Raw genomic sequence first — 24,734 nt, 5'->3', positions numbered from 1 at the left:
CCAAAGAACGGCCGCCCAGTGGCTGAAACCTCCCTCAGTAACTTGCAGCAACCTCTTGCGAGTCGGGAAGTTACCCGTGCATGACAGTGGCGTAAAGCCTTCGGTGCACGATTCGGCGAACGACGTTCCGTGACGGGCCGTCCGACGCCGGAGCGACCCGCGCCGAGGTGCCCGACACCGCGCTGCGGCGCACCATGAAGGCATGGACGGATCCCTGCGGGAGATCAGCGCTCCCGGGCGCGTGGCGGACCCCCACGAGGGCATCAGCGCCTCCGAACTCGCCCTCGCCACCCGGAACCACGGGCTGCCCCTGGAAGCACTGCACTACGACCTCACCCCGCCCGGCCTGCACTACGTCCTGGTCCACTACGACATCCCGGTGCTGGACGCGGACGCGTGGCGGCTCACTCTCGGCGGCCTGGTCCGCAGCCGGCTCACCCTGGACCTGGCGGACCTGCGCGCCCTGCCGGCCGTCACGCACCGGGTCACGATGGAGTGCGCGGGCAACGGCCGGGCCCGGCTCCAGCCCCGACCCGTCAGCCAGCCGTGGCTGGTGGAGGCCGTCGGCACCGCCGAATGGACCGGTGTCCCGCTGCGCGTCCTGCTGGACGAGGCCGGCATCGGACCCGGGGCCGTCGAGGCGGTCTTCACCGGGGCCGACCACGGCGTCGAGCGCGGTGTCGAGCAGGACTACCGCCGCAGCCTGCCGCTGGACGTCGCCCGCGGGACCCGGCCCGAGGTCCTCGTGGCGTACGCGATGAACGGCGCCCCGCTGCCCCCGCAGCACGGCCACCCCGTCCGGCTGGTCGTCCCCGGCTGGTACGGCATGGCCCACGTCAAATGGCTGCGGGACATCACCCTCGTCGACACCCCCTTCACCGGGTTCCAGCAGGCCGTGTCCTACCGCTACCGGCAGACGCCGGACGAACCGGGGGAGCCGGTCGACACGATCGCGCCCCGCGCGCTGATGATCCCGCCGGGCTTCCCCGACTTCATGTCCCGCACCCGCGTCGTCCGGCCGGGACCCGTCCGCCTGGCGGGCCGGGCCTGGTCCGGGCGCGGGCCCGTCACGCGCGTCGAGGTCAGCGTGGACGGCGGCGCCTTCTGGACCGAGGCGGAACTGGTCCGCGAGACCGCCCACCCCTGGGCCTGGTCCGGCTGGCACACCACGTGGGAGGCGACTCCCGGGCTGCGCCACCTGACCGTCCGCGCCACGGACGCCGAGGGGAACACCCAGCCGCTGGCGGAACCGTGGAACCGCGGCGGCTTCGGCAACAACCTGGTCCAGCGCGTCGAGGTGCTCTGCGCCCCTGAGGGGACGTGACGCGGGGCGAGCCCGGTTCACGTCCCCTCAGCCGGCCGCCGCGCGCCGGGCGGCGCCTTCCGGAGAGGCCGGTCTCAGTCGTCCGCCGGACGGTAGACGGTCAGCGCCCGCGGCAGCTTGTCGATCAGCAGACCCGACGGGGCGGGCACGACCTCGCCGTCACAGGCCATGAAGGTGCCCTCCGGCAGCCCGGTGATCCGGAGCCGGTGCGGCCGCGCGGCGGCGTACACACGCGTCCTGGCCAGTCCGCCCGCGAGCGCCGTGGCAAGCAGCCGGGTCCGGGCGAACCGGCCGCCGTCGGCGACGCGGACGTCCAGGAGCCCGTCGGCCATCTCCTTGCGGCGCACCGGGGCGACGCCGATGCTGCGGTACGCGCCGTTGCCGGCGAACAGCAGCCACATCGACCGCTGCCTGCCGTTGACCCTGGCCCGCAGCGGGCGGGACGAGCGCAGTATCCGGGCCGCGCCGAGAACGGCCGCGGCCGTGCCGCCGATCCGGGGCGCCCACCGCTCGCGGAGCCGCACCAGCTCGGGGTAGATGCCGAGGCTGAAGGTGTTGAGGAAGTACGCGGGGGCGCCGTCGGGGGCCAGGGTGAGCGCCGACGACAGCCTGCGCACCCGCCCGATGTCCGCCTGGACGGCCTCACCTGCGGCCAGCGCCGCGCAGCCGTCCGCGAGCGTCTCCACTCCCAGGTCCGCGGCGAAGTGGTTGAAGGTGCCGCCGGGCAGGACGAGCAGCGGCACGCCGTGCCGCAACGCCGGTGTCACGGCCGCGTTGACCGTCCCGTCCCCGCCGCACACGCCCAGCGCGCCGCCCCGCTCGGCGGCCCCCGCGGCGGCACGGTCCAGCACCTCCGGCAGCGGGCCCACCGACTCGTCGTAGCGGATCACCTCGGCCTTCGGCAGGAGGTTCTCGATCTGCCGGGCCGGCTCGACCAGCTGGGGCGAGGAGCCGGACGAGGGGTTGACGACGACGACCAGCCCCTCGCCCTCCGGCAGCGCCGGAGCCTCCACCCGCGGCCTGGCCGGCGGCGGCCGACGGGTCCGGGAGGGCGAGGGCCCCCGCAGGACCGTGGCCGCCCCCATCCCGAGCAGCGCGCCCACCACGACGTCGCTCGGGTAGTGCACACCGGTGTACACACGGGAGAAGGCGACCGAACCCGCCACCGGCAGCAGCACGGCGCCCCAGCCCCGGGACTCCAGCGCGGCGCCCATCGTGAAGGCGGCGGCCGAGGCGGAATGCCCCGAGGGGAAGGAGCTGGTGATCGGCCGGCGCGACAGGTGCCGCACCACCGGCACCACGTCGATCATGGGCCGCTCCCGCCGTACGGCGCCCTTGGCGAGTGTGTTGACCGTCGCCGAGGCCACGGCCAGCGAGGCGACCGCGCGGACCGCCGCCCGCCGGCCCCGCACCCCGCCGACGGCCCACATCCCGGCACCGATGCCGAACCAGAGGAGTCCGTGGTTGGCGCTCGTGCTCAGCCGGGGCAGCACCCGGTCGGCGCCCGGCCAGGACCGTCGGGCCACCTGCTCGAACAGCCTCCGGTCCGCCAGGCCCAGCGCATCGCGCAGGCGCCCGATCTTCGTCTCGTTCATCACGGCCTCCTACCCCGAGTCTCGGTCCACAGTCCGCGTACGGCGCGCCCGGCGCGCGGTCGGCCGGCACGGAGCGGTGCCCCGGAGGGCAGCGCGCCGGGCCGCCGCCGGGCGGCATAGAGTCGTCCCCGGTACGGGGTCCCGCCGCCTCCCGCGCACAGGGTCCCGCCGCCGCACGAACCGCCGACCGAATCCCCACGAGGAGCACTCCGTGACCCACCCGGCGCCCATCGCCCTGCAGCAGCAGATCGCCCGGGAACTCGAGGTTTCCGAGACCTTCGACCCGAGCGCCGAGATCGAGCGCCGGGTCGCCTTCCTCGCCGAGCGCCTCACCACCTCGGGGCTGCGCGGCCTCGTCCTCGGGATCAGCGGCGGCGTCGACTCCACGACGGCCGGGCGGCTGTGCCAGCTCGCGGTGGAACGGGTGCGGGCCGCGGGACACGAGGCCGCCTTCTACGCCATGCGGCTGCCCTACGGCGTCCAGGCCGACGAGAAGGACGCCCAGCTCGCCCTCGGGTTCATCGAGGCCGACCACGTCCTGACCGTCGACGTGAAGCCCGCCGCCGACGCGTCCCTCGCCGCCTGCCTGGACGGCGGAGTGACCTTCCGGGACGCCCACCACCAGGACTTCGTCCAGGGCAACATCAAGGCCCGGCAGCGGATGATCGCCCAGTACGCCGTCGCGGGCGCGCACGACGGCCTGGTCGTCGGCACGGACCACGCGGCCGAGGCGGTCTCCGGCTTCTTCACCAAGTTCGGTGACGGCGCGGCCGACGTCGTCCCGCTGACCGGACTGACCAAGCGGCGGGTGCGTGCCGTCGCCGACGTCCTGGGCGCCCCCTCCGAGCTGGTGTGGAAGACGCCGACGGCCGACCTGGAGACCCTCGACCCGGGCAAGCCCGACGAGGACGCCCTCGGGGTCACCTACGACGACATCGACGACTTCCTGGAGGGCAAGCCGGTGAGCGAGGCCGCGTTCGCCGCCATCGTCCGCCGCTACGAGCTGACCGACCACAAGCGCCGGCTTCCCCTCGCGCCCTGAGGGTGACGGGCCGGGCCCATCCGGACCTCTGCGCGTGGCACGCCCGCGCCCACCGGTGAGCATGGTGACACCGGGGGATCGCCCCCTGCTCACCGGTGGAAGGAACGACGGCATGTTCGGACGGACGAAGGCGTTCAGCGGGTTCTCCGTGAACGACCTGGGCGAGGCCCGGCGGTTCTACGGCGACACGCTCGGCCTCCAGGTCGAGGAGACCGGCGAGGGGGACATGCGGATGCTCACCCTCACCCTCGGCAGCGGGGCCCGGGTCTTCGTCTATCCGAAGGACGACCACACGCCGGCCGGCTTCACGATCCTCAACTTCCCCGTCGACGACATCGACGCGGCGGTCGCGGAGCTGGAGCGCCGCGGCGTGACCTTCGAGCGCCACCCCGGCTTCGAGGCGGACGACAAGGGTGTCGTGCGGGACGAGCGGGGTCCCGCGATCGCCTGGTTCACCGACCCGGCCGGGAACGTCCTCTCCGTCCTCCAGGAGCGCTGAGGCCGGACGGCACGGCCCGTCGGGGCCGGGCGACCGCCCTCCCGTCCGACGGGGTCAGGCGCGGCGGACCACGATGTCGCCGACGGCGGTGCGGGCCCGTACCTCCACGGTCTCGTCGGCGCCCTCCGGGCCCGCCGCCTCGTCGAGCAGGTTCTGCACGCTGCCGAACCGGGAGTTGAGGTCGAGCCAGGCGGCGGTCGCCGCGCGCACCCCGATGTCGAGGTCTCCGGCCGAGGTGTGCAGCGCGACGGTGCCGCGCGCCACCTCGCCGACCCGGATGCCGCCGGTGGCGGTCCTGGCCTCGACGCCCGCGTGCGCGACCCCGATGCGGATCCCGCCGTTGGCGGACTTCGCCTCGACCTCGCCGTGTGCGACGCCCACCGTGATGGGGCCGTTGGAGGAGGCCACCCGCAGGTCGCCGCCGACCTCGGCGATCACGGTCTCGCCGTTGGAGTTCTTCACGGTCGCCGTCCCGGCGACCTCGCCGACGTCGATCCGGCCGTTCCCGGCGACCTGGGCGTCGCCCGTCGCCCGGTCCAGCCCGACCGCGCCCAGACTGGTCCGCAGCTGGACCGCCGCCGCCTGCTCGACCTGGACGTCGCCGACCGAGGTCTTCAGGTCGCAGTCCCCGAGCGGCCCCTGGCAGAGGAAGTCGGCCATCGGCGCCTCACCGTGCAGCCGGGAGCCGGCCGGCAACTCGACGGTGAGAGTGATGGACCCGCTCCGGCCGAAGACGGACCGCTTCCGGGGTCCCTTGACCAGCAGCCGCCCGTTCGAGCAGCTGACCTTGGTCTGCTGGGCGGCCTTCACGTCGGCGTCCTCGGCGGGGTCCGCCGGCAGGACCTCGACGACCGTGTCGGTGCGCTTGCTCGCGATGATCCGCGCCGTGCCGATGTCGAACTCGACGGTGGCGGAGAGGGGTTCGGGCGTGTCGAAAGAAGGCATGGCTGTCCCGTCCTCATGGCACTCGTGGGTGTTCCCGCCGGTGGGGCGGGTGAAGGTGTGGGTGGGGAAGGCCGTCACGGGGAGCACGCGCGTCTCCCGTGACGACCCGGGTGAGCTCCAGCACGCCCTAGGGCGTGTTGCGAAAGTAGCGCCGTCCGCCCGAAGGGCGGGCCTGGCGGCGTCTGGTGCGTGCGATCGCAAGGCGGAGGGTCGCCCTCGTACTGGGCGTACTCGGGCGATCCCGACAACGCGGCGAGCGTGCGTGCCAGGCGTCGCCAGGCAGGCGGGACTTTCGCAACACGCCCTAGCGGGCCCACCCGGTGTAGCTGCGGCCGCCGCGGGGGCGGGTGGTGCGGGCGGCGGATCGCGGCGTCTCGCCCGTGTCGAGGGCGCCGGCCACGGCGCGGACGAGCCAGGCGTTGACCGAGAGGCCCTCCTGCCCCGCGGCCTCCTCGATCCTGGTCTTGAGGGGGGCCGGGAGGCGGAAGTTGATCCGCGCGGTGCCGGCGTCGTCGCCGTCGGCCGCCACCTGCGCGACCGCGGCCGCGCGGGCCGCCCCCGCCGCGCCGGCGGCCGTCCGGTCCGCCGCCGTGTCCTCGTACGCCTCGGGCGCCGGAGGCGGCGTCACCACGAACTCGGGGTCGAGCCCCCGCAGTCGTACGTCGACCGACCCCGGTGCCAGCTCGCTGGTGATCTCGTCCATGGCGGCGGACAGCGCGTTGAGCAGGGTCAGCCGGGCGGCCGACTCCAGCGGCGCGGTGAGCCGCTCGGCGAGCGCGCGGGCCTCGTCGCCGCCCGCGGCCGCGGCGACCGCGAGTTCGTGACGGAGGTTGTCGACATACGGCATCAAGTCCATGACGCCATATTGGCACCATGATGGCGCCATGGCAAGAGTGTCGTGGTGTCATTCGGCGCCATGTCCGTGGGCAGGGGCGCGACGACTGCGCGCGTGGCCGCCGGCGGTGTCGTCGCCTCCCCGCGTGCCGCCCGGTGCCGGCCCCTGCGTGACCCCGTGCGGTCACCGCCCGCACCGCCCCCGAACGGCCGGGTCCGAGGTGCGGCGGATCCGGCGGGCGCCTGGAACGGGGGAACGACCGCGCCTCCCGTTCTCGGCCGCCGACGACTGCCTCGCGCGCAACGAGTGGATCTGCGGAGCCTATCTGTCCTCGCGGAGCGAGCTCCTCCAGGACGCCGACCACCGCCGACCTGGCGCCACCTGAACGAACAGGTCGACAGCTGGCGCCGGTTGCCCGAGGACGTCGCCCGCGCCCACCTGAACGCGAAGAACCTGCTCGGAGCCGACCGCACGGGCCGTCCGCACGTTCCGGCGGCTCCCGCGTCCGGCCGGGTGTCACCGCCGTTCCGGCATGGCTCGTTTCCGCCCGGGCTCGTGGACACGGCCCGTACGGGGCTGTTGAGCTGGGGCGATGAACCGCACCTTCGCCGCCCGTCCCCGGAGCGCCGTGCGCGCGAGCGCCGTCGTCCTCACCCTCCTGCTCGCCGGACCGACGGCCTGCGCGGACCCCTCCCCTGCCGACGGCGCCCCCGCGTCGGCCGCCTCCGCCTCCGCCTCCGCCACCGACGCGAGCCCACCGGGCTCCGCCGCGGAGCTCGCCGCCGAGCTGCGCCGCCTGGAGTCCGCCCGCGGAGTGCGCATCGGCGCCTACGCGTACGACCCGGCGAGCGGTCGCACCCTCTCCTACCGCGCGGACGAGAGCTTCCCCGTCCTGTCCACCTTCAAGGCGTTCGTCGCGGCCGCCGTCCTCGACAAGGCCCGCCGGGTCTCCCCGGGGCTGCTGGAGCGGACGGTGCACTGGACGGCGCGCGACGAGGTGAGCGACTCGCCCACCACGCAGGGCAGGGGGACGGCAGGCATGACCGTGGCGGAGCTCTGCCACGCGGCCGTCACCCGCAGCGACAACACCGCGGGCAACCTCCTGCTGAAGGAGATCGGCGGCCCGCCCGGCCTCACCCGCTACCACCGGACCCTCGGCGACCCGGTCACCCGGCTGGACCGCTGGGAGCCCGAACTCAACGACTGGCACCCCGGGGAGCCGCGCGACTCCACCACACCGGCCGCCGCCGGGCGCGCCCTCGAACGGGTGGCCCTCGGCACGGCATTGGTGCCCGACGACCGGGCACGGCTGAACGACTGGCTGCGCGCCGCCGTCACCGGCTCCGAGCGGATCAGGGCCGGCGTGCCCGAGGGGTGGGTCGTCGGCGACAAGACGGGGACCAGCGGCGCGTACGGCGGTGCGCACGACATCGCCGTGGTGCGCCCCCGCTCCGGCGCACCCGTCGTCCTCGCGATCCTCACCCGCCGGACGACCGCCGCCGCCCCGTCGGACAGTGTCGCCGTCGCCCGTACCGCCGCCGCCCTGGTCCGCGGACTCGGTTCGACGTCCTGACACCGGGCTCCCGGCGAGGGGGTCCCGATCCCCGCGGCAGAGCCGCGACGGGCGGTCGTCCGGTCAGGCGTCCGCCACCGAGTCGAAGTCGACCTCGTCGCGGCCCACGCCCCGCGCGTCCGCGTCCACCGAGCGACGCAGCGCCTCGTGCAGCTTCGCCGGTGTGAGGACAGGAGCCCCGCGGCCGGGGCGCACGGGGACCGGGACCGTCCGGGGCGGCCCGGGCCCGGCCCCTCCCGACGGCCCCCGCTGCGCCCCCGCCCCCGCCCTGTGATCCACTGGGAAGGCGGGGGAACACGGCACGGGGGCGCCAGGAACAGGAGCAGCATTGACCAGTTACCGCCAGCCCGGCCTCGTCCTCACCGACCGCCGCTTCTCCGTCCCGCTCGACCACGCCGATCCCGGCGGCGAGCAGATCGAGATCTTCGCCCGCGAGGCCGTCGCCTGCGGCCGGAGCGGCGCGGACCTGCCGTGGCTGCTGTACCTGGAAGGCGGCCCCGGCTTCGGCGCCCGGCGCTTCGTCGGCGCCGGCGGACAGTCCTGGCTCGGCCGGGCCGTCCAGGAGTTCCGCGTGCTCCTCCTCGACCAGCGCGGCACCGGGAACTCCACTCCCGCCAACCGCCAGACCCTGCCGCTGCGAGGCACCCCCCGGGAGCAGGCCGCGTACCTCGCGCACTTCCGGGCCGACTCCATCGTCAAGGACTGCGAGGTGATCCGTAAGCGGCTCACCGGCGGCGCCCGCTGGACCGTCCTCGGCCAGAGCTTCGGCGGCTTCTGCGCCACCCACTACCTCAGCACCGCCCCGGCCGGCCTGCACACCGTCCTCATCACCGGCGGGCTCCCCTCCCTGGACGCGGGCGCCGACGAGGTCTACCGGGCCGCCTACCCGCGGATCACCCGCAAGGTGGAAGCCCACTACGCCCGCTACCCGCAGGACGTCGAACGCGCCCGCCGGATCGCCGCCCACCTGCTGGAACGCCCCGCCGCGCTGCCCGGCGGCGGCCTGCTCACCGCGGAGTCCTTCCAGTCCCTCGGCATCCTCCTCGGCAGCGGCGAGGGCACCCACCAGCTCCACCTGCTCCTGGAGGACGCCTTCGTCCCGACCGTCGACGGGCCCGCCCTGTCGGACGCCTTCCTGGAGAACGTGCAGGCCGTCCTGTCGTACGCCGGTCATCCGCTGTACGCCGTGCTCCACGAGGCGATCTACGCCCAGGGGCGGGGACCCACCGGCTGGGCGGCCGAGCGGATCCGCGCCGAGTTCCCCCGCTTCGACGCCGCGAAGACCCTGGCGGGCGACGAGCCGCTGCTCTTCACCGGCGAGACCGTCCACCCCTGGCACTTCGAGACCGACCCGGCCCTGCGCCCGCTCCGCGAGACCGCCGCGATCCTCGCCGAACGCGCCGACTGGCCCGCGCTCTACGACGCCGAACAGCTCGCCGCCAACGAGGTGCCGGTGGCCGCCGCCGTCTACCACGACGACATGTACGTGGACACCGAGCACGCGCTGCGGACGGCCCGCACGATCCGGGGGCTCAGGACCTGGGTGACCGACGAGTTCGAGCACGACGGAGTCCGGGCCGGCGGGCCGCGCGTCCTGGACCGCCTGCTCGCCCTCGCCCGGGACGAGATCTGATCGTCCGAGGGCGATCGCGGGGAAGGGCCCGGGGATAGGATTCGCGGCGCAATCAGTCAGCAATGCCGGGCGCGTGCGCGGGGGGCCGGGATGGCACAGGGCGGGGTTCCGGCGTCGGGCCGGGAGCTGAAGTTCCGCGCGCTCATGGCCGAACTGCGGCGAGGCATCCTCGACGGCACCTGGCCCCCCGGCAGCAAGCTGCCCACGGAGCGCGCGCTGGCCGCCGAGACCGGGCTCTCCGTGACCACCGTCCGCCGCGCCTACGAGGACCTCGTCGCCCTGGGGCTGGTCGAACGGCGCCAAGGCGCCGGCACCTTCGCGGCCCACCGACCGGAGTCCTGCCCGGCCGGCCGCCGGGTCGTCGGCGTCCTCGTCCCCGACACCGCGTTCTACTACCCGCGCGTGCTCCAGGGCATCGAGAAGGAGCTGGCCGCTGCCGGCGCCCGGCTCGTCCTGGCCTGCTCGCACTACGACCCCGCCGAGGAGGACGCCGCCGTCGAGAGGCTCCTCTCCGACGGCGTCCACGGACTGCTCCTCGTCCCGACCCTGCACACCGCCACCGACCCGGGCCGGCGGGCGGAGGAGCTCCTCGCCCTGCCCGTCCCGGCGGTCCTCGTCGAACGGCGGCTCGCCGCGTACGGCCCTGGCGACCCCACCGAGCACGTCTGCACCGACCACGAGGGCGGCGCCTACGACGCCGTGCGCCACCTGCGCTCGCTCGGGCACCGGAAGCTCGCCCTCCTGGTGCGCTCCGACGCGCCCACCACCGCGCCCATCGAGTCCGGATTCGCCCGCGCGACCGCGGACTTCGCCCTCCCCGAACCGCCCGTCGTCCGGGACGGGCACCACGACTGGACCCCGGAACGGGCCGACCGGGCCGTCGCCGGCCTGCGCGCCGCGGGTGTCACCGCGGCGCTCTGCTTCGGCGACCGGGAGGCGTCCCTCGTCCTCGGTGCGGCCCGCCGGGCCGGGCTGCGCGTCCCCCAGGACCTCGCCCTGATCAGCTACGACAACGAGTTCGCGGACGTCGCCGAGACACCGCTGACGGCCGTGTCGCCACCGAAGTTCCAGGTCGGGCGACTCGCGGCGCAGATCCTGCTGCGCCGCCTGGCCGACGGGGACGCCTCCCCGCTGCACCAGGTCCAGCTGCGGCCCCGGCTCGTGGTGCGGGCCTCCTGCGGCGGAGCCCGCGTGCAAAAGTCCAAGCAGTGAGCACGGATTGCTCATTGTTCGCTCCTCACGGCGACGGATAGAACTCGGTCCGGACCACCCACCAGGAGAGGACCCGGACATGACCACGCACGTCACCGCGGAGATCGCCAGCCAGCCGGACTGCTGGCGCCGCGCCGCCGAGGCGGCCTCCGGACACGCCGCCTCACTGCCCCGGCGGGGCGAGCGGATCGCGGTCGTCGGCTGCGGCACCTCGTACTTCATCGCCCGTGCGTACGCGGCCCTGCGGGAGTCCCTCGGCGAGGGCGAGACCGATGCCTTCCCGGCCTCCGACGAGACACCGCTCGGCCGCGGGTACGACAGGATCGTCGCCCTCACCCGCTCCGGCACGACGACCGAGGTGGCCTCCCTGCTTGCCCGTGCCGCCGGCCGGATCCCGACCCTCGTCCTGACCGGGGTGGCCGACAGCCGTGCCGCCCACCAGGCGGACCGGGTGATCGATCTCGGTTTCGCCGACGAACGCTCCGTCGTGCAGACCCGGTTCGCCACCACGGCCCTCCAACTGCTGCGTGCGGGGCTGGGGGTGGACCTGGACCCCTCCATCGTGGACGCCGAACTCGCCCTGTACGAACCGCTGCCGACGGCATGGGAGCGCCGCGGCCAGTTCACCTTCCTCGGCACCGGCTGGACCGTCGGGCTCGCCGACGAGGCCGCGCTCAAGCTCCGCGAGGTTGCCCGTGTGTGGACGGAGTCCTACGCGGCGATGGAGTACCGGCACGGCCCGATCAGCGTCAGCGACCGGGCCAGCCTGGTGTGCTGCCTCGGCCCCGCGCCGGCCGGGCTGCGGGACGAGGTGGAGACGACGGGGGCGCTGTTCGCCGCCGACGCCATCGACCCGGTGGCCGCCCTGGTACGGGCCCAGCGCCTCGCCGTCACGCTGGCGGCCCGTCGCGGGCTCAACCCGGACCGGCCCCGTCACGTGTCCCGCTCGGTGATCCTGGCCGGTTCGCTCCGCTCGGTCTGAGCCCCTCCCTGCCCGGGCCGCCGAGCGGTTCGGGGCGGCCCGGCCGTGGCCTTCGAGCTGTCCCCCCGCTAATCTGACGCTCCATCAGTCGAGGGGGGTGGCGCGGTGATCGACACACTCGACCGGGAGATCCCGGAGGGGGAGGAGCGGCTCTCCCTCCGGGTCGAGGACGGGATCGCCGTCCTGACGCTGTGCCGTCCCGAGAAGCTCAACGGCTGGAGCTGGGAAGCCAGTCGCCAGCTGGGCGTCCTCGCCGACCGCATCCGTTTCGACGAGCGCGTGCGGGTCGTGCTGGTGCGCGCCGAGGGCCGGGCGTTCTGTGCCGGGATCGACGTCACGGCCCCGGGCGGCGCGATCACGGGGCGGTCGGCGGCCGAACGGACCCAGCGCTACGCCGACGGCATCCGCTGGGTGCACGAGCGCTTCGCCGTGTTCGCCGGACTGCCCCAGCCGGTCGTCGCCGCCGTGCAGGGGTACTGCCTCGGCTTCGGCTTCGAGCTGGCCCTGATGGCGGACGTGCGCATCGCCGCCGACGACGCCGTCTTCGCCCTGCCCGAGGCGGGGATCGGGGTGTCCGTCGACGCGGGCGGCGACCTGCGGATCGCCCGCGACGCCGGTGCGGGCTGGGCCAAGTACCTGGCCCTCACCGGCCGCCGGATCGACGCCGCCACCGCCGAGAGACTGGGCCTCGTGCAGCTCGTCACCGCGCCCGGCGACCTGGAGGGGGCCGCGCGCGACACGGCCCGGGAGATCGCCGCCGCCGCGCCGCTCGCCGTCCGGGCGATCAAGCGGAACGTCGACGCCTTCGCGGATCAGGGCCTGGCCGCGGCCCTCGACCGCACCGCGCTCGCGGCGGCGCTCACCCTCACCTCGGAGGACGCCCGCGAGGGGTACGCGGCGAAGGCCGCGCGCCGACCCCCGAGGTTCGAGGGGCGCTAGGGCCTGTCTTCAAAGTAGCGCCGGTCGGGCTCGCGGTGTCCGGTGCCGTGCATCGCAAGGCGGAGGAGCGTCCGCGTACTGGACGTACTCGGACGCTTCGACAACGCAGCGAGGCGCGGTACCGGGCGCCGCGAGCCAGGCGGGACTTTGAAGACAGGCCCTAGGGGCCGGTGAGTCTGTCACCAGGGCACTGTTCCACCGTCGTCGAAGAATCCGCCGGTCGGTCCGTCGTCGGGCAGGGTCGCGAGGTGAATCGCGATCGCCGCGCCCTGGTGGGGAGTGCGGACGCCCTGGAAGCCGTTGAGGTCGGTGGCGGTGAAGCCGGGACAGCCGGAGTTGATCAGGATGTCGGTGTCGCTCAGTTCCTTGGCGTATTGGACGGTGACGGCGTTGAGGAAGGTCTTGGACGCCAAGTACGCGGCGGGAACCGGGCCCATGTCCATGCCGGGCGTGGTCTGCAGGATGAGCGAGCCGACGCTGCTGGACATGTTCACGATCCGCGGCGATGCCGAGCCGCGCAGCATGGGCAGCATCGCGTTGGTGACGCGGATGACCCCGATCACGTTGGTCTCCACGACGACTCGTACGGTCGCGGGATCGACCGTGGTGGGCGTCTGCGGCGAACCACCGGTGATCGCGGCGTTGTTGACCAGGACGTCGAGCCCTCCGGCGCGGTCGGCGATCAGTTCGGCCGCGGCGGCCACACTCGCGTCGTCCGCCACGTCGAGCGGAACGCCGAACGCGTCGGTCCCTGCCGCGCGCAGCTTCTCCACCGCGGTGTCGCGGCGCTGTCGATCCCGCGCGCCCACGCCGATGCGCCAGCCGAGGGAGCCCAGGCCCGCCGCGATCTCGTATCCGATTCCTTTGTTCGCACCGGTCACCAGCGCGATCGTCTGTCCACTCATGTCGTCAAGCGTGGTGCGGACCCGGGTGGGACGTCCAAGACCGACTGGGTGGGCGGCGATACCCCACAGGTATCGGTCGTGGTGAGCGCGGCTACGATGACGCGGTGGAGACGCGAGAGTTGCGGTACTTCGTCGCCGTCGCGGAGGAGTTGCACTTCGGGCGGGCGGCGCAGCGGCTCGCCATGGCGCAACCACCGCTGTCGCGCGCGATCCAGCAGCTCGAGCGGCGGCTCGGAGTGGTCCTGCTGCACCGCACTGCTCGCGCGGTCGCCTTGACCGAGGCCGGGTCGGTGCTCCTGAGGGAGGCCCGGGCCGCACTCGACGCGGTCGAAGCCGCCGAGCGCCGCACCCGCCGCGCGGCTGCCGAACCGCCCGGTGTCGTGCTGGCCACGAAAGCCGGAGCGGCCGGCGAACTGCTGTCGAAGCTGCTGGACGCCTACGCCGCCGAGCCCGGCGCGGTCGCCGTCGAGGTGGTGCTGTGCGGGCCCGGCGAGCAGGAAGGGCTGGTGCGCGACGGGCGTGCCGACGTCGCTCTGCTCCAGCGGCCCTTCGACACGACGGCCGGACTCGACACCGAGGACCTGCACACCGAACAGCAGGTCGTGGTCCTGCCCGCGGGGCACCCCTTGGCCGACCGACCCCGTATGTCGATGGCCGAGGTCACCACCCTGACGGACCTGCCCCTGCCACGCTGGCCTCGACGGGGCGGGGGCTATCCGGACGGACCCGGCCCGCAGGTGCGCGACCACACCCAGCTGTTCCAGCTGATCGCGCTCGGACGGGCCTGCGCGGTCGTGCCGGAGTCACTCCGAGCCCACCTGCGCGACGATCATGCGACGGTGCCGGTGCCGGACGCACCGGCTGTCACGACCGTCATCGCCTGGCCACCGCACAGCAGATCCCGAGCCGTTGCCGACCTCGTCCGCACCGCGACCCGCCTCTAGGTCCTGTCCGGGCGATCTTCTCGGGCCCGCGACGACGGCTGCGGCGTCTCGCGGCGTTGTCGGAGTCGCCCGGGTACGCCCGGTACGAGGGCGATCCTCCGCCGTGCGATACACCACATCCGACGCCGCGGGCCGGTCCTCGAAGATCGCCCGGACAGGACCTGGCCGAGCCCCGCGCCGCCTCACATCTGCGGTGACGGCTTGAGGATCGCGAAAGGGGCTCCGAAGGGATCGGCCAGCCACGCGATGCGGCCCACGTCCGGGATGTCCGCCGCGGGCATCAGCACCGACCCGCCGTGCCCCGTCGACCTGGCGACGATCTCGTCCGCGTCGTCGACGGCGAAGTACGGGATCCAGCGCGCCTCGTGCCCGCCCTCCTGCAGCGGCGCCACCCCGCCGAACGAGGCGTCCTGCAGGTCGCCCTCCGCCGTGGAGAGCACTCGGTAGGTCATCCCCGGCGCGTCCATCTCCTGCGAGCGCCAGCCGAACAGCCGGCCGTAGAAGTCCAGGGCGACCCGGGGGTCGCCGACGTGCAGCTCGGCCCAGACCAGGCTGTGGGTGTCCGAGGTCTGCTCCAGGCCCTTGACGGCCCCCGGCTGCCAGACGGCGAACTCGGCGCCGCCCGGGTCGGTCAGGCAGGCCATCTGTCCCGCCTCCATGACGTCGAAGGCCTCGACCCGCACGGTCCCGCCGGCGTCCTTCGCCGCTTCCGCCGTGGCCTTGGCGTCGGGCGTCTGGAAGTAGATCGTCCAGGCGGAGGTCGCGCCGTCCTCCGTCAGCGGGCCGATCGCGGCGACCGTCCGGCCGTTCCGCCTGAAGAAGCCGTAGCCGCCGGCGTCGGGCCCCGCCGACTCGAACTCCCAGCCGAGGACGCCGCCGTAGTACACGGCGGCGGCGGCGACGTCCGGGCTGCCGAGGTCGAGCCAGCTGGGTGATCCCGTCGTGAAGTCCGTACCGAGCATCTGGTGCGCCCTGCCTTTCCGCTGCTGTGGGGTCGTCCGGCCACCATGGCCGATCCTCGCCCCTGGAACCGGCCCGCGCAGCCGCACGCGGACCGGTTCATCCGGCCGGCCCAGTGCCGCGGGGACACCGGGGCCGGCGCGATCCCGGCCCCCGGTGGCGGCCGCCCGGTCCTCGGTCAGGGCCGGAACGGCCCCCGCCCCAACTGGTCGCGTAGCGGCACGACGGGATCGTTGACCAGCGCCCTGCGCTGCCAGTTCGCCCCGTCCACGACCAGTGTGTGCCCGCTGATGAAGCGGGCGTACGGGGAGGCCAGGAAGGTCGCCGCCCAGCCCAGCTCGCGGGGCCGGCCCACCCGCAGGGCGGGCTGGCGTGCGTCCGGGTCCCCGGCCCGCGCGAGCGTGCCGCGGATGTCGGTCGTCATGTCCTCGTGCGGCATCAGGCCGGGGACCAGGCCGTTCACCCGGATCCCGTACGGACCCCACTCGACCGCCAGGGTCTCCACCAGGTTCTTCACGCCGGCCTTCGCCGCCGCGGAAGCGGCGAACCCGGGGCCGCCCGTCCAGGCGTAGGAGGCGCCCACGTTGATCACCGAGCCGGGGGTGCCGGCCGCCAGGTGCCGCCGGGCGAACTCCCGGGTGGTGAACCAGGTCCCGGTGAGCGTGACGTCCACGACCGCGCGCCAGCCGTTCGGCGACAACTCCTCGGCCGGGACGGGGAAGTTGGCGGCGGCGTTGTTCACCAGGACCTCGGGCCGGGAGCCGAGGCCGGCCTCGCAGGCGTCGAAGGCGGCGGCGACGCGCTCCGGGTCGCGGATGTCCCCGACCGCGGTCGCCACCGGTGTGCCGCACTCCTCGGCGAGTTCCCGCCGGGCCGTGTCCAGGCGCGCGGCCGTCCGGCCGACGAGCATCAGCGCCGCCCCCAGCCGGCCGAACTCGGCGGCGATCGCCCTGCCGAGTCCGGACCCGCCCCCGGTGACCAGTACCACCGTCCCGTCGTACGTCCCCGCCGGCAGCGCGCTGGCGCCGAGCGGGGGAGGGGCGGGCAGTCCGGGCGGGGGCGTCGCTTGGCTCGTCATGCCGCATCGATAGCGCGCCGCGCGCGAGAACTGAAGGGCGGTCAGCCGGTCGAAGCCGAGCGCGCCGGTCCTGCCGAGGCGACCGCCCGGTCCAGATCGGTCAGCAGCAGGTCCGTGTTGACCGCCACGCCCGCCCGGTAGCCGCCGCTCGCCGCGTTCACGACCTGTTCGGCGAGGCCGATCGCGTTGCCCGCCGCCCAGACGCCGGGCACGCTCGTCAGGCCGGTCTCGTCCACGATCACCAGAGGCCCGAGCGGTGTCGGACGTGTGGCCGCGCCGAGCGCCGTCAGCAGTCCGTCCCGGGGCACCATCCGCGTGCCCGCGAAGAGCACGGACCGGGCGACCGTCCGGCCGTCCGCCATCCGCACGCCCGTCAGCCGGTCGTTCTCGATCACGAGGCCGGCCACCTCGCCCGTGACGACCTCGATGCCGGCCGCGGCGACCCTCGCCCGCTGGTCCTCGGGGAGCGCCGCCGTCGTGTGCAGGAACAGGGTGACGTCCGCGGACCACTGGGAGACGATCAGGGCCTGGTGCGCGCCCGTCACCGGATGGGCGATGACGCCGAAGTCCCGGTCGCGGACCTCCCAGCCGTGGCAGTACGGGCAGTGCAGCACGTCCCGCCCCCAGCGGGCGCCGAGTCCGGCGATGTCCGGGAGTTCGTCGACCAGCCCGGTCGTGACGACCAGGCGCCGCGCGCCCGCCGTCCGGCCGTCGGCGAGCCGCACGACGAAGCCGTCGTCCCCGTCCGGGAGCACCTCGGTCACCTCGCCGGTGGTCAGGCCGACCCCGTAGGCGGCGATCTCCCGCCGTCCGGCCGCGAGGAAGTCCGCCGGGTTCATCCCGTCCCGGGACAGGTACCCCTGCATGTGGGCCGCCGGGGCGTTGCGCGGCTCGCCCGCGTCGACGACCAGGGTCCGGCGCCGCGACCTGCCCAGGACCAGGGCGGCGCTGAGCCCCGCCGCACCGCCGCCGACCACCACCACGTCGTACCGCTCGTTCGTGTCCATGCCCCGAGGTTCCCTCCGAGTCCGCCGGCTTGACAAACTTTCTTGCTGTTTCTGCAATGGAGGCATGACCGAGGACGAACGCATCGACGAGGTGCTGAACGAAGTGGGGCCGCGGCTGCGCCGCATCCGGCGCGAGCGCGGGGCGACCCTGGGGGACCTCTCCGCCTCCACCGGGATCTCCGTGAGCACCCTCTCCCGCCTGGAGTCGGGGCAGCGCCGGCCGAGCCTGGAGCTGCTGCTGCCCATCGCACGCGCCCACCAGGTCGCGCTCGACGAGCTGGTCGGCGCGCCGCCCGTGGGCGATCCCCGGGTCCGCGCGAAGCCGATCGTGCGCCACGGGCGCACCATGCTGCCGCTCACCCGCCAGCCCGGCGGTCTCCAGGCGTACAAGGTGGTGCAGGAGAAGGCCGAGCCGGTCGACGCGAGGGTCCACGAGGGCTACGAGTGGCTCTACGTCCTGTCGGGGAAGCTGCGCCTCGTGCTGGGCGGGCACGACGTGGTGCTCGCGGCGGGTGAGGCCGCCGAGTTCGACACGCGCGTCCCGCACTGGTTCGGGCCCACACCGGACGGGCCGGTGGAGTTCCTGAGCCTGTTCGGGCCGCAGGGGGAGCGCATGCACGTGCGGGCGCGCCCGAAGAAGTCCTGAGTCCACGGTTCCGTCAACACAAGCGACCGCTTAGTATGCGACCGACCGCTCAGTACGGACGACGGCTGGTGGAGGAACCCCATGCAGGCATGGCGAGTGCACGACAACGGCGAGCCGGGCGAGGTGATGCAGTGCGACGAAGTGGACCGGCCCACGCCCGGTGAGGGCCAGGTCCTGCTCAAGGTCCGCGCCGCGAACATCAACTTCCCCGACGCGCTGCTCTGCCGGGGCCAGTACCAGGTGCGGCCCCCGCTGCCCTTCACCCCCGGCGTGGAGATCTGCGCCGACACCGAGGACGGGCGCCGGGTCATCGCCACCCCCGTCCTGCCCCACGGGGGCCTGGCCGAGTACGCCCTGGCCGACGCCTCGGCGGTGCTGCCCGCCCCCGACGCGCTCGACGACGCCGAGTCGGCGGCCCTGCACATCGGCTACCAGACCGGCTGGTTCGGCCTGCACCGCAGGGCCGGGCTCCAGGAGGGCGAGACCCTGCTGGTGCACGCCGCCGCGGGCGGCGTCGGCAGCGCCGCCGTGCAGCTCGGCAAGGCCGCCGGCGCCACGGTCGTCGGCGTGGTCGGCGGACCGGAGAAGGCCGCCGTAGCCCGCGAGCTCGGCTGTGACGTGGTGGTCGACCGCCACGCCGAGGACGTCGTCGCCGCCGTGAAGGAGGCCACCGGCGGTCGCGGCGCCGACGTGATCTACGACCCGGTCGGCGGCGCGGCCTACGCGCAGTCCGCCAAGCTCGTCGCCTTCGAGGGCCGGATCGTGGTCGTCGGGTTCGCCAGCGGCACGATCCCCTCGCCCGCGCTCAACCACGCCCTCGTCAAGAACTACTCGATCGTCGGCCTGCACTGGGGGCTGTACAACCTCAAGGACCCGGCGGCGATCCTGCGCTGCCACGAGACGCTCACCGACCTCGCTGCCAAGGGCCTCATCAGGCCACTGGTCAGCGAGCGCGTCCCGTTCGCCGCGGCGGCCGACGCCGTGCAGCGCGTCGCCGACGGCACCACCACCGGCCGCCTGGTCGTCCTCCCGGAAGGAGCCGGCCGATGACCGCCGCGCCCGACGCCGCGGAACTGCGCTCCCTCACGCGGGCGCTGCTCGCGGCGCACCCGCCCGCCACCACGCCGCGCACCGACTTCCTGCGGGCGCGCTTCGACGCCGGACTCGCCTGGGTGCACTACCCGGTCGGGCTCGGCGGACTCGACGCCCCGCGTTCCCTGCAGGCCGTCGTCGACGCCGAACTCCAGGCCGCCGGAGCCCCCGACAACGACCCGCGCCGCATCGGGATCGGCCTCGGCATGGCCGCCCCGACGGTCCTCGCCTACGGCACGGAGGACGTCAAGGAGCGCTTCCTCAAGCCGCTGTGGGTCGGCGAGGAGGTGTGGTGCCAGCTCTTCAGCGAGCCGGGCGCCGGCTCCGACCTGGCCGCCCTCGGCACCCGCGCCGTCCGCGACGGGGACGAGTGGGTCGTCAACGGCCAGAAGGTGTGGACCTCCAGCGCCCACGTCGCCCGCTGGGCCATCCTCATCGCGCGCACCGACCCCGACCTCCCCAAGCACCGGGGCATCACCTACTTCATCTGCGACATGAGCGACCCCGGTGTCGAGGTGCGGCCGCTGCGCCAGATCACCGGCGAGGCCGAGTTCAACGAGGTCTTCCTCACCGACGTCCGCATCCCCGACGCCCATCGCCTCGGCGAGGTCGGCGACGGCTGGCGGGTCGCCCAGACCACCCTGATGAACGAGCGCGTCTCCATCGGCGGAGCCCGCATCCCCCGCGAGGGCGGCATGATCGGCCCGGTCGCCAGGACCTGGCGCGAACGTCCCGAACTGCGCACCCACGACCTCCACCGTCGGCTCCTCGACCTCTGGGTCGACTCGGAGGTGGCCCGCCTCACCGGAGAGCGGCTGCGCCAGCAGCTCGTCGCCGGCCAGCCCGGCCCCGAGGGCAGCGCGATGAAGCTCGGCTTCGCCCGGCTCAACCAGGCCATCAGCGGCCTGGAGGTGGAACTCCTCGGCGACGAGGGCCTGCTGTACGACGACTGGACGATGCGCCGCCCCGAACTGGTCGACTTCACCGGCCGCGAGGCCGGATACCGGTACCTGCGTTCCAAGGGCAACTCCATCGAGGGCGGCACGACCGAGGTGCTGCTCAACATCGTCGCCGAGCGGGTGCTCGGACTGCCCTCCGAGCCCCGCAACGACAAGGACGTCGCCTGGAAGGACCTCGCGCGATGACGGATCTGCTCTACTCCGAGACCGAGGACGACCTGCGTGCCGCGGTCCGCTCGCTGCTCGCCGACCGTGCCGGGGCGCAGGTGCTGCTCGGCCGGATCGAGACCGGCGGTCCGTACGTGCCCGGCCTGTGGAAGTCCCTCGCCGGCGAGATCGGCGCGGCCGGACTGCTCGTGCCCGAGAAGCTGGGCGGACAGGGCGCGAGCCACCGCGAGGCGGCCGTCGTCCTGGAGGAGCTGGGCCGGGCGGTGACCCCGGTGCCGTACCTGACCGGCGCGGTGGTGGCCGTCGAGACCCTGCTGGCCCTCGACACCGACAGCGCCCCGGTGGCCGAGCTGCTCGCCGCGCTCGCGAGCGGCCGTACCGTCGCGGTCCTCGCCGTGCCGCTCTCGGCGGGACCCGACACGGAGCCGCCCACGACGGACACGGTGACGGGCGTCGCCGACGCCGCCGCCGCCGACGTGCTGCTGGTCCCGAGGGCCGACGGGCTCTACGCGGTGCCCGCGGCCGAGGCCCGGATCGAGCCGCTGACCCCGCTCGACCTCACCCGCCCGCTCTCGGCGGTCGACGCGAGCGGCGCCGCCGGGACCCGGCTCGCCGACGCGGCGGCCTCCCGAGCGGCGATCCGGCGCGGCCTGCTCGCCGGCGCCGGTCTGCTCGCCTCCGAGCAACTCGGGCTCGCCGAATGGTGCCTGGAGGAGACCGTCCGGCACACCCGCGACCGCTACCAGTTCAACCGGCCCGTCGGCTCCTTCCAGGCGCTGAAGCACCGGATGGCGCAGCTCTGGCTCGAGGTGGTCAACGCCCGCGCCGTGGCTCGCGCCGCCGCCGACGCCCTGGCCGTCGGCAGCCCGGACGCCGCGCTGACCGTGGCCGTCGCCCAGGCGTACTGCTCGAAGGTCGCCGTCCACGCGGCCGAGGAGTGCGTGCAGCTGCACGGCGGCATCGGCATGACCTGGGAGCACCCGGCGCACCTGGCCCTCAAGCGGGCCAAGTCCGACCAGATCGCGCTGGGTTCGGCCGGCGCGCACCAGGACGCGATCGCGGCCCTGGTCGGTCTGCCCGCCCCCGCGTAACCAGGGTCGGGAGAGCCCGCCGGGGGCGGCGCGCGCCACCGCGCCGCCCCCGGCCGGGAGCCTCCGGCCCGCCCCGTCCGGGCGGGCCGCCGGGCAGGGGCGGGTGTCCCGCCGGCCACGCCGGGCCCGCGGCCCCGCCGGGTCCGCGAACCGGCGCGGCGGCGGGCGTGCGCGAACAGCCCCACGGCAATGTCACCCGTTCGGCGGGCATGCCGTTCGGCCGGACGGAGCTCCCGCTGCGCCACACTGGCCGCCGAACGCCGCAATTCCCGTGCGGCGCAAGGAGGGTGTGGCCATGGCCGTTTCCATTTCCGTGGTGCTGCTGTTGCTCGTCCTGGCGGTGATCTTCCTGCGCAACGGCGGACTCAAGCTCTCCCACGCGCTGGTCTGCGCCCTGCTCGGCTTCTTCCTCGCCGGTACGAGCATGGCGCCGACGATCGCGAACGGCGTCGCCGCCACCGCCAACGTCGTGAGCAGCCTCAAGCCCTGAACCGCCGACTGCCCTGAGCGATCTCGGCCCCGTGCGGCTCTCGGGTGCCCTGCCGTCCCGGGTCACGGGCCCCGTGCCGCCGGCGGGTCGGCGTCGCGGCATTGCGCCGGCATGAAGTGCCCGTGAAACCAGGGGCCGTTCCATGTACATCTCACGCACTCGGACCTAACGTCGGCCGCCGGCGCGACCGACGCACGCATCCGAGGAGCCGCATTGACCACCCCCCGAAGGCGAGCCCGTGCGCTCGCCCTGATCGCCGCGCTCGCCGCGGCGGCGCTCGCGTGGGCGACGCCGCCCGCCCTGGCCGACGAGATCCCCCTCGCCCCCGGCCACCGGCTGGTCGACCACTACGACGGTGCCCCCGCCACGGCGCGGCCCGTACCGGGCACACCTCCGGCCCAGCACCCGTACCTCGCTCCCAACGGCCGCAGCGGCATGCACGCCGACGGCGCCGGCAGCGGCACGCACCCCTGGTCCGGGCCGCTCGGCCGGGACCCGAAGGTCACCAGCGAGAAGATCGCCGCCCTCGGCGGCGAATGCGCCACCGTCACCTTCGACTCCGAGGGACGGATCCTCACCGTCTGCGGCACCTTCTCCGGCTTCCTGCTCAAGCTGCTCGACCCGAGGAGCCTGGACACCCTCGCCGAGTACAAGCTGCCGCAGCGCTCCTCGACCGTCGAGGCCGTCACGCGGCTCGACTTCGAGAGGATCTTCAAGGACACCTCCGGCGGCGCCTACTTCTACCTCGACGACCGGGACCGCGTCGTCCTCGCCGACTCCCGGCAGCACGTCCTGCGGATCGCCCACTCCCGGGGTGCCGACGGCCGCTGGGCGTTCACCGTGGAGAACGACTGGGACCTCACCGCCCTGGTGCCGCACGACTGCGTCTCCTGGACCAACCTCTTCCCCAGCGGCGTCTGCGACCCGGTCACCTCCGTGATGCCGGACTGGGAAGGCCGCATCTGGTGGGTCACCCGACTCGGCCGGGTCGGCACCGTCGACCCGGGCACCGGCGCGCTGCGCGCGATCCGGCTCGACGGCGAGGAGATCCAGAACTCCTTCTCCGTCGCCGAGGACGGCGTCTCGATCGTCTCCGACCACGCGCTCTACGGCTTCGGGGCCGGGGCCGACGGCACCCCCGAGATCCGGTGGCGCCAGACCTACGACCGCGGCACCGGCACCAAGCCCGGCTCGGTGAACCAGGGTTCGGGCACCACCCCCGACCTCTTCGGCGCGCACGAGGACTACGTCGCGATCACCGACAACGCGGACGACCGGATGAACGTCCTGGTCTACCGGCGAGGGGCCGACGTCCCCGCCGCCGAGCGCCTCGTCTGCAAGGTCCCGGTCTTCCGCTCCGGCGCCTCCACCACCGACAACTCCCTGATCGGCTGGGGAGACAGCCTGGTCGTGGAGAACAACTACGGCTACGAGAACCCGACGACCCTCACCTTCGGCCGCAGCGTCACCGGCGGCGTCGCCCGGATCGACGTCCGCCCCGACGGCAGCGGCTGCGACACCGTCTGGGAGAGCGCGGTCCGATCCCCGTCCACGGTGCCCAAACTCTCGACCGCGAACGGACTGCTGTACTTCTACGAGAAGGAGCCGAACGCCCTCGGCATCGACGCCTGGTACCTCACCGCCGTCGACTTCCGCACCGGGCAGCGCGCCTTCAAGCGGCTGACGGGGACGGGCGTGGCCTACGACAACAACTGGGCCCCGATCACCATCGGTCCCGACGGCACCGCCTACGTCGGCGTCTTCAACGGCATCGTCGCCGTACGCGACGGCGCCTGACCCTCACCGGGCCGGAGGCCGGGCACCGCCCGCAGGCCCTAAGGCCGGACCGCCCGCACGCCCCGCACGAGGGTGCCCGGGACCGCGACGCGCGGTCCCGGGCACCTGGGGAGCGAGGCTTCAGTCGAACTCCGGCATCTCGCCCTCGGTCGTCTTCAGGTCGATGACGGCGAAGGCCGCGCCCTGCGGGTCCACGATCGCCGCGAAGCGGCCGAACGGGCTGCTCATCGGCCCGAACACCTTCCGCCCGCCGAGCTTCTCCGCCTTCGCGACGGCCGCGTCGCAGTCGTCGACGGCGAAGTAGACCTGGATGTACGCGGGGATCTCCGCGGGGAAGTCCTCCGGCGTCATCGTCATCCGGCCCAGGACCGGCATCTCGCCGCCCAGGTCGAAGGTCTTGTAGTCGACCTCGTCGTCCTTCATCCGCTTGGTGTTGAAGCCGAAGACCGCGGCGAAGAAGGCGTCGGACCGCTCGGGCTCCCGGGTGAAGACCTCGGCCCAGGAGTAGGAACCGGTCTCGCCCTCCAGCTCGAAGCCCTCGTGCGCGCCCGGCTGCCAGACGCCGAAGGTCACGCCCGTCGGGTCCTGCGCCAGGCACATCGAACCGAAGTCCCCGACCTGCATCGGCTCCATGAGCAGCGTGCCGCCGCTGCTCTTGATCCGCTCCGCCGTGGCGGCCGCGTCGGGCGAGGAGAAGTACAGACACCAGGCCGACTGGGGTGTCTCCTGGCCCGGCATCGGCGGCACGACGGCCGCGACCGCCTTCCCGTCGCGGTAGGCCTGCGTGTAGTTGCCGAACTCCGAGGACGCCTCGCCGAAGGTCCACCCCAGGACCTCGCCGTAGAACGTCTTGGCGCCCTCGACGTCCGTGAACATGGCGTCGGTCCAGGCCGGCGTGCCTTCAGGTCGTGTGGCCATGACGGTGATCCTCTTCCGATCGTGATGCGCTTCGATGGGTTCCCGATGCCACGCTAGACACGGCGGCCGCACTTCGCGCGGTGACGCAGCGTGGCCGCGG

Annotated in this window: 24 protein-coding genes; 15 read left to right on the top strand and 9 right to left on the bottom strand. The window is 74.2% G+C overall.

Going from position 1 to position 24,734, the window contains the following annotated elements:
• Nucleotides 1-202 precede the first annotated feature (202 nt).
• Nucleotides 203-1,324, top strand: a complete 1,122-nt coding sequence (locus ACGFZF_RS15785) for a sulfite oxidase (RefSeq protein ID WP_393554357.1) — start codon at nucleotides 203-205, stop codon at nucleotides 1,322-1,324.
• Between the two features lie 74 nt (nucleotides 1,325-1,398).
• Here the strand turns inward: ACGFZF_RS15785 and ACGFZF_RS15780 are convergent, their stop codons facing one another.
• Nucleotides 1,399-2,919 (bottom strand): bifunctional phosphatase PAP2/diacylglycerol kinase family protein, encoded by a 1,521-nt coding sequence (locus ACGFZF_RS15780; protein ID WP_393554355.1) that lies wholly within the window; start codon nucleotides 2,917-2,919, stop codon nucleotides 1,399-1,401.
• Between the two features lie 211 nt (nucleotides 2,920-3,130).
• On the opposite strand from ACGFZF_RS15780, the gene nadE reads away from it, so the two are divergent.
• Together nadE and ACGFZF_RS15770 are read left to right on the top strand one after the other, a co-directional pair.
• Entirely contained in the window at nucleotides 3,131-3,961 is an 831-nt protein-coding gene (gene nadE, locus ACGFZF_RS15775) for an ammonia-dependent NAD(+) synthetase (RefSeq protein WP_393554353.1), read from the top strand.
• A gap of 112 nt (nucleotides 3,962-4,073) precedes the next feature.
• Nucleotides 4,074-4,460: a VOC family protein gene (locus ACGFZF_RS15770; RefSeq protein WP_393554351.1), complete on the top strand. Its 387-nt coding sequence runs from the start codon at nucleotides 4,074-4,076 to the stop codon at nucleotides 4,458-4,460.
• Nucleotides 4,461-4,514: 54 nt separating this feature from the next.
• On the opposite strand, the gene ACGFZF_RS15765 is transcribed toward ACGFZF_RS15770, so the two are convergent.
• On the bottom strand, nucleotides 4,515-5,405 hold the full coding sequence (locus ACGFZF_RS15765) for a DUF4097 domain-containing protein (protein ID WP_393554350.1): 891 nt from the start codon (nucleotides 5,403-5,405) through the stop codon (nucleotides 4,515-4,517).
• Between the two features lie 304 nt (nucleotides 5,406-5,709).
• Nucleotides 5,710-6,261 carry a hypothetical protein gene (locus ACGFZF_RS15760; protein WP_393554348.1) on the bottom strand — a complete coding sequence of 184 codons (552 nt, stop codon included), beginning with the start codon at nucleotides 6,259-6,261 and terminating at the stop codon, nucleotides 5,710-5,712.
• Between the two features lie 571 nt (nucleotides 6,262-6,832).
• On the opposite strand from ACGFZF_RS15760, the gene bla reads away from it, so the two are divergent.
• Nucleotides 6,833-7,813 (top strand): class A beta-lactamase, encoded by a 981-nt coding sequence (bla, locus tag ACGFZF_RS15755; protein WP_393554346.1) that lies wholly within the window; start codon nucleotides 6,833-6,835, stop codon nucleotides 7,811-7,813.
• 63 nt (nucleotides 7,814-7,876) lie between these two features.
• On the opposite strand, the gene ACGFZF_RS15750 is transcribed toward bla, so the two are convergent.
• Complete coding sequence (locus ACGFZF_RS15750; RefSeq protein WP_393554942.1) at nucleotides 7,877-8,008, bottom strand: hypothetical protein; 132 nt, start codon at nucleotides 8,006-8,008, stop codon at nucleotides 7,877-7,879.
• A gap of 133 nt (nucleotides 8,009-8,141) precedes the next feature.
• Here ACGFZF_RS15750 and ACGFZF_RS15745 point away from each other — a divergent pair, with 133 nt between their 5' ends.
• The 4 genes from ACGFZF_RS15745 (at nucleotide 8,142) to ACGFZF_RS15730 (ending at nucleotide 12,579) form a co-directional block, all read left to right on the top strand.
• Nucleotides 8,142-9,446 carry an alpha/beta fold hydrolase gene (locus ACGFZF_RS15745; protein ID WP_393554344.1) on the top strand — a complete coding sequence of 435 codons (1,305 nt, stop codon included), beginning with the start codon at nucleotides 8,142-8,144 and terminating at the stop codon, nucleotides 9,444-9,446.
• A gap of 90 nt (nucleotides 9,447-9,536) precedes the next feature.
• Nucleotides 9,537-10,658, top strand: coding sequence for a substrate-binding domain-containing protein (locus tag ACGFZF_RS15740; protein ID WP_393554342.1), 1,122 nt, complete (start codon nucleotides 9,537-9,539; stop codon nucleotides 10,656-10,658).
• Nucleotides 10,659-10,737: 79 nt separating this feature from the next.
• Nucleotides 10,738-11,640: an SIS domain-containing protein gene (locus tag ACGFZF_RS15735; RefSeq protein ID WP_393554340.1), complete on the top strand. Its 903-nt coding sequence runs from the start codon at nucleotides 10,738-10,740 to the stop codon at nucleotides 11,638-11,640.
• 105 nt (nucleotides 11,641-11,745) lie between these two features.
• Nucleotides 11,746-12,579: an enoyl-CoA hydratase/isomerase family protein gene (locus ACGFZF_RS15730; protein WP_393554338.1), complete on the top strand. Its 834-nt coding sequence runs from the start codon at nucleotides 11,746-11,748 to the stop codon at nucleotides 12,577-12,579.
• Nucleotides 12,580-12,758: 179 nt separating this feature from the next.
• On the opposite strand, the gene ACGFZF_RS15725 is transcribed toward ACGFZF_RS15730, so the two are convergent.
• Nucleotides 12,759-13,484 carry an SDR family NAD(P)-dependent oxidoreductase gene (locus ACGFZF_RS15725; protein WP_393554336.1) on the bottom strand — a complete coding sequence of 242 codons (726 nt, stop codon included), beginning with the start codon at nucleotides 13,482-13,484 and terminating at the stop codon, nucleotides 12,759-12,761.
• Between the two features lie 104 nt (nucleotides 13,485-13,588).
• Here ACGFZF_RS15725 and ACGFZF_RS15720 point away from each other — a divergent pair, with 104 nt between their 5' ends.
• Entirely contained in the window at nucleotides 13,589-14,428 is an 840-nt protein-coding gene (locus tag ACGFZF_RS15720) for a LysR family transcriptional regulator (RefSeq protein ID WP_393554335.1), read from the top strand.
• Between the two features lie 182 nt (nucleotides 14,429-14,610).
• On the opposite strand, the gene ACGFZF_RS15715 is transcribed toward ACGFZF_RS15720, so the two are convergent.
• The 3 genes from ACGFZF_RS15715 to ACGFZF_RS15705 form a co-directional block, all read right to left on the bottom strand.
• The gene (locus ACGFZF_RS15715) at nucleotides 14,611-15,390 is read right to left on the bottom strand and encodes a VOC family protein (RefSeq protein ID WP_393554333.1); all 780 of its coding nucleotides are present in this window, start codon (nucleotides 15,388-15,390) and stop codon (nucleotides 14,611-14,613) included.
• A 176-nt stretch (nucleotides 15,391-15,566) separates the two neighbouring features.
• Nucleotides 15,567-16,466: an SDR family oxidoreductase gene (locus ACGFZF_RS15710; RefSeq protein WP_393554331.1), complete on the bottom strand. Its 900-nt coding sequence runs from the start codon at nucleotides 16,464-16,466 to the stop codon at nucleotides 15,567-15,569.
• 41 nt (nucleotides 16,467-16,507) lie between these two features.
• Complete coding sequence (locus ACGFZF_RS15705) at nucleotides 16,508-17,473, bottom strand: NAD(P)/FAD-dependent oxidoreductase (protein ID WP_393554329.1); 966 nt, start codon at nucleotides 17,471-17,473, stop codon at nucleotides 16,508-16,510.
• A gap of 64 nt (nucleotides 17,474-17,537) precedes the next feature.
• Here ACGFZF_RS15705 and ACGFZF_RS15700 point away from each other — a divergent pair, with 64 nt between their 5' ends.
• From ACGFZF_RS15700 to ACGFZF_RS15675, 6 genes are all read left to right on the top strand, one after another.
• On the top strand, nucleotides 17,538-18,119 hold the full coding sequence (locus ACGFZF_RS15700; protein ID WP_147976438.1) for a helix-turn-helix domain-containing protein: 582 nt from the start codon (nucleotides 17,538-17,540) through the stop codon (nucleotides 18,117-18,119).
• A gap of 81 nt (nucleotides 18,120-18,200) precedes the next feature.
• Nucleotides 18,201-19,169 (top strand): NADPH:quinone oxidoreductase family protein, encoded by a 969-nt coding sequence (locus ACGFZF_RS15695; RefSeq protein WP_393554327.1) that lies wholly within the window; start codon nucleotides 18,201-18,203, stop codon nucleotides 19,167-19,169.
• Nucleotides 19,166-20,356 carry an acyl-CoA dehydrogenase family protein gene (locus tag ACGFZF_RS15690; RefSeq protein ID WP_393554325.1) on the top strand — a complete coding sequence of 397 codons (1,191 nt, stop codon included), beginning with the start codon at nucleotides 19,166-19,168 and terminating at the stop codon, nucleotides 20,354-20,356. Before ACGFZF_RS15695 ends, ACGFZF_RS15690 begins: the two co-directional genes overlap by 4 nt.
• Nucleotides 20,353-21,429: an acyl-CoA dehydrogenase family protein gene (locus ACGFZF_RS15685; RefSeq protein ID WP_393554323.1), complete on the top strand. Its 1,077-nt coding sequence runs from the start codon at nucleotides 20,353-20,355 to the stop codon at nucleotides 21,427-21,429. Before ACGFZF_RS15690 ends, ACGFZF_RS15685 begins: the two co-directional genes overlap by 4 nt.
• A gap of 295 nt (nucleotides 21,430-21,724) precedes the next feature.
• Nucleotides 21,725-21,919, top strand: coding sequence for a hypothetical protein (locus ACGFZF_RS15680; RefSeq protein WP_147981985.1), 195 nt, complete (start codon nucleotides 21,725-21,727; stop codon nucleotides 21,917-21,919).
• A 213-nt stretch (nucleotides 21,920-22,132) separates the two neighbouring features.
• Nucleotides 22,133-23,716, top strand: coding sequence for a hypothetical protein (locus tag ACGFZF_RS15675; RefSeq protein ID WP_393554321.1), 1,584 nt, complete (start codon nucleotides 22,133-22,135; stop codon nucleotides 23,714-23,716).
• Nucleotides 23,717-23,836: 120 nt separating this feature from the next.
• Here the strand turns inward: ACGFZF_RS15675 and ACGFZF_RS15670 are convergent, their stop codons facing one another.
• A complete protein-coding gene (locus ACGFZF_RS15670; RefSeq protein ID WP_393554319.1) occupies nucleotides 23,837-24,634 on the bottom strand; it encodes a VOC family protein in 798 nt (265 codons plus the stop codon).
• Nucleotides 24,635-24,734: the final 100 nt, after the last annotated feature.

Origin of the sequence: Streptomyces sp. NPDC048338, assembly GCF_043201055.1 — a bacterium.
Lineage (GTDB): Bacteria > Actinomycetota > Actinomycetes > Streptomycetales > Streptomycetaceae > Streptomyces.
The sequence above is the reverse complement of the archived record's forward strand: the minus strand, read 5'-3'. Positions and strand labels throughout refer to the sequence as shown.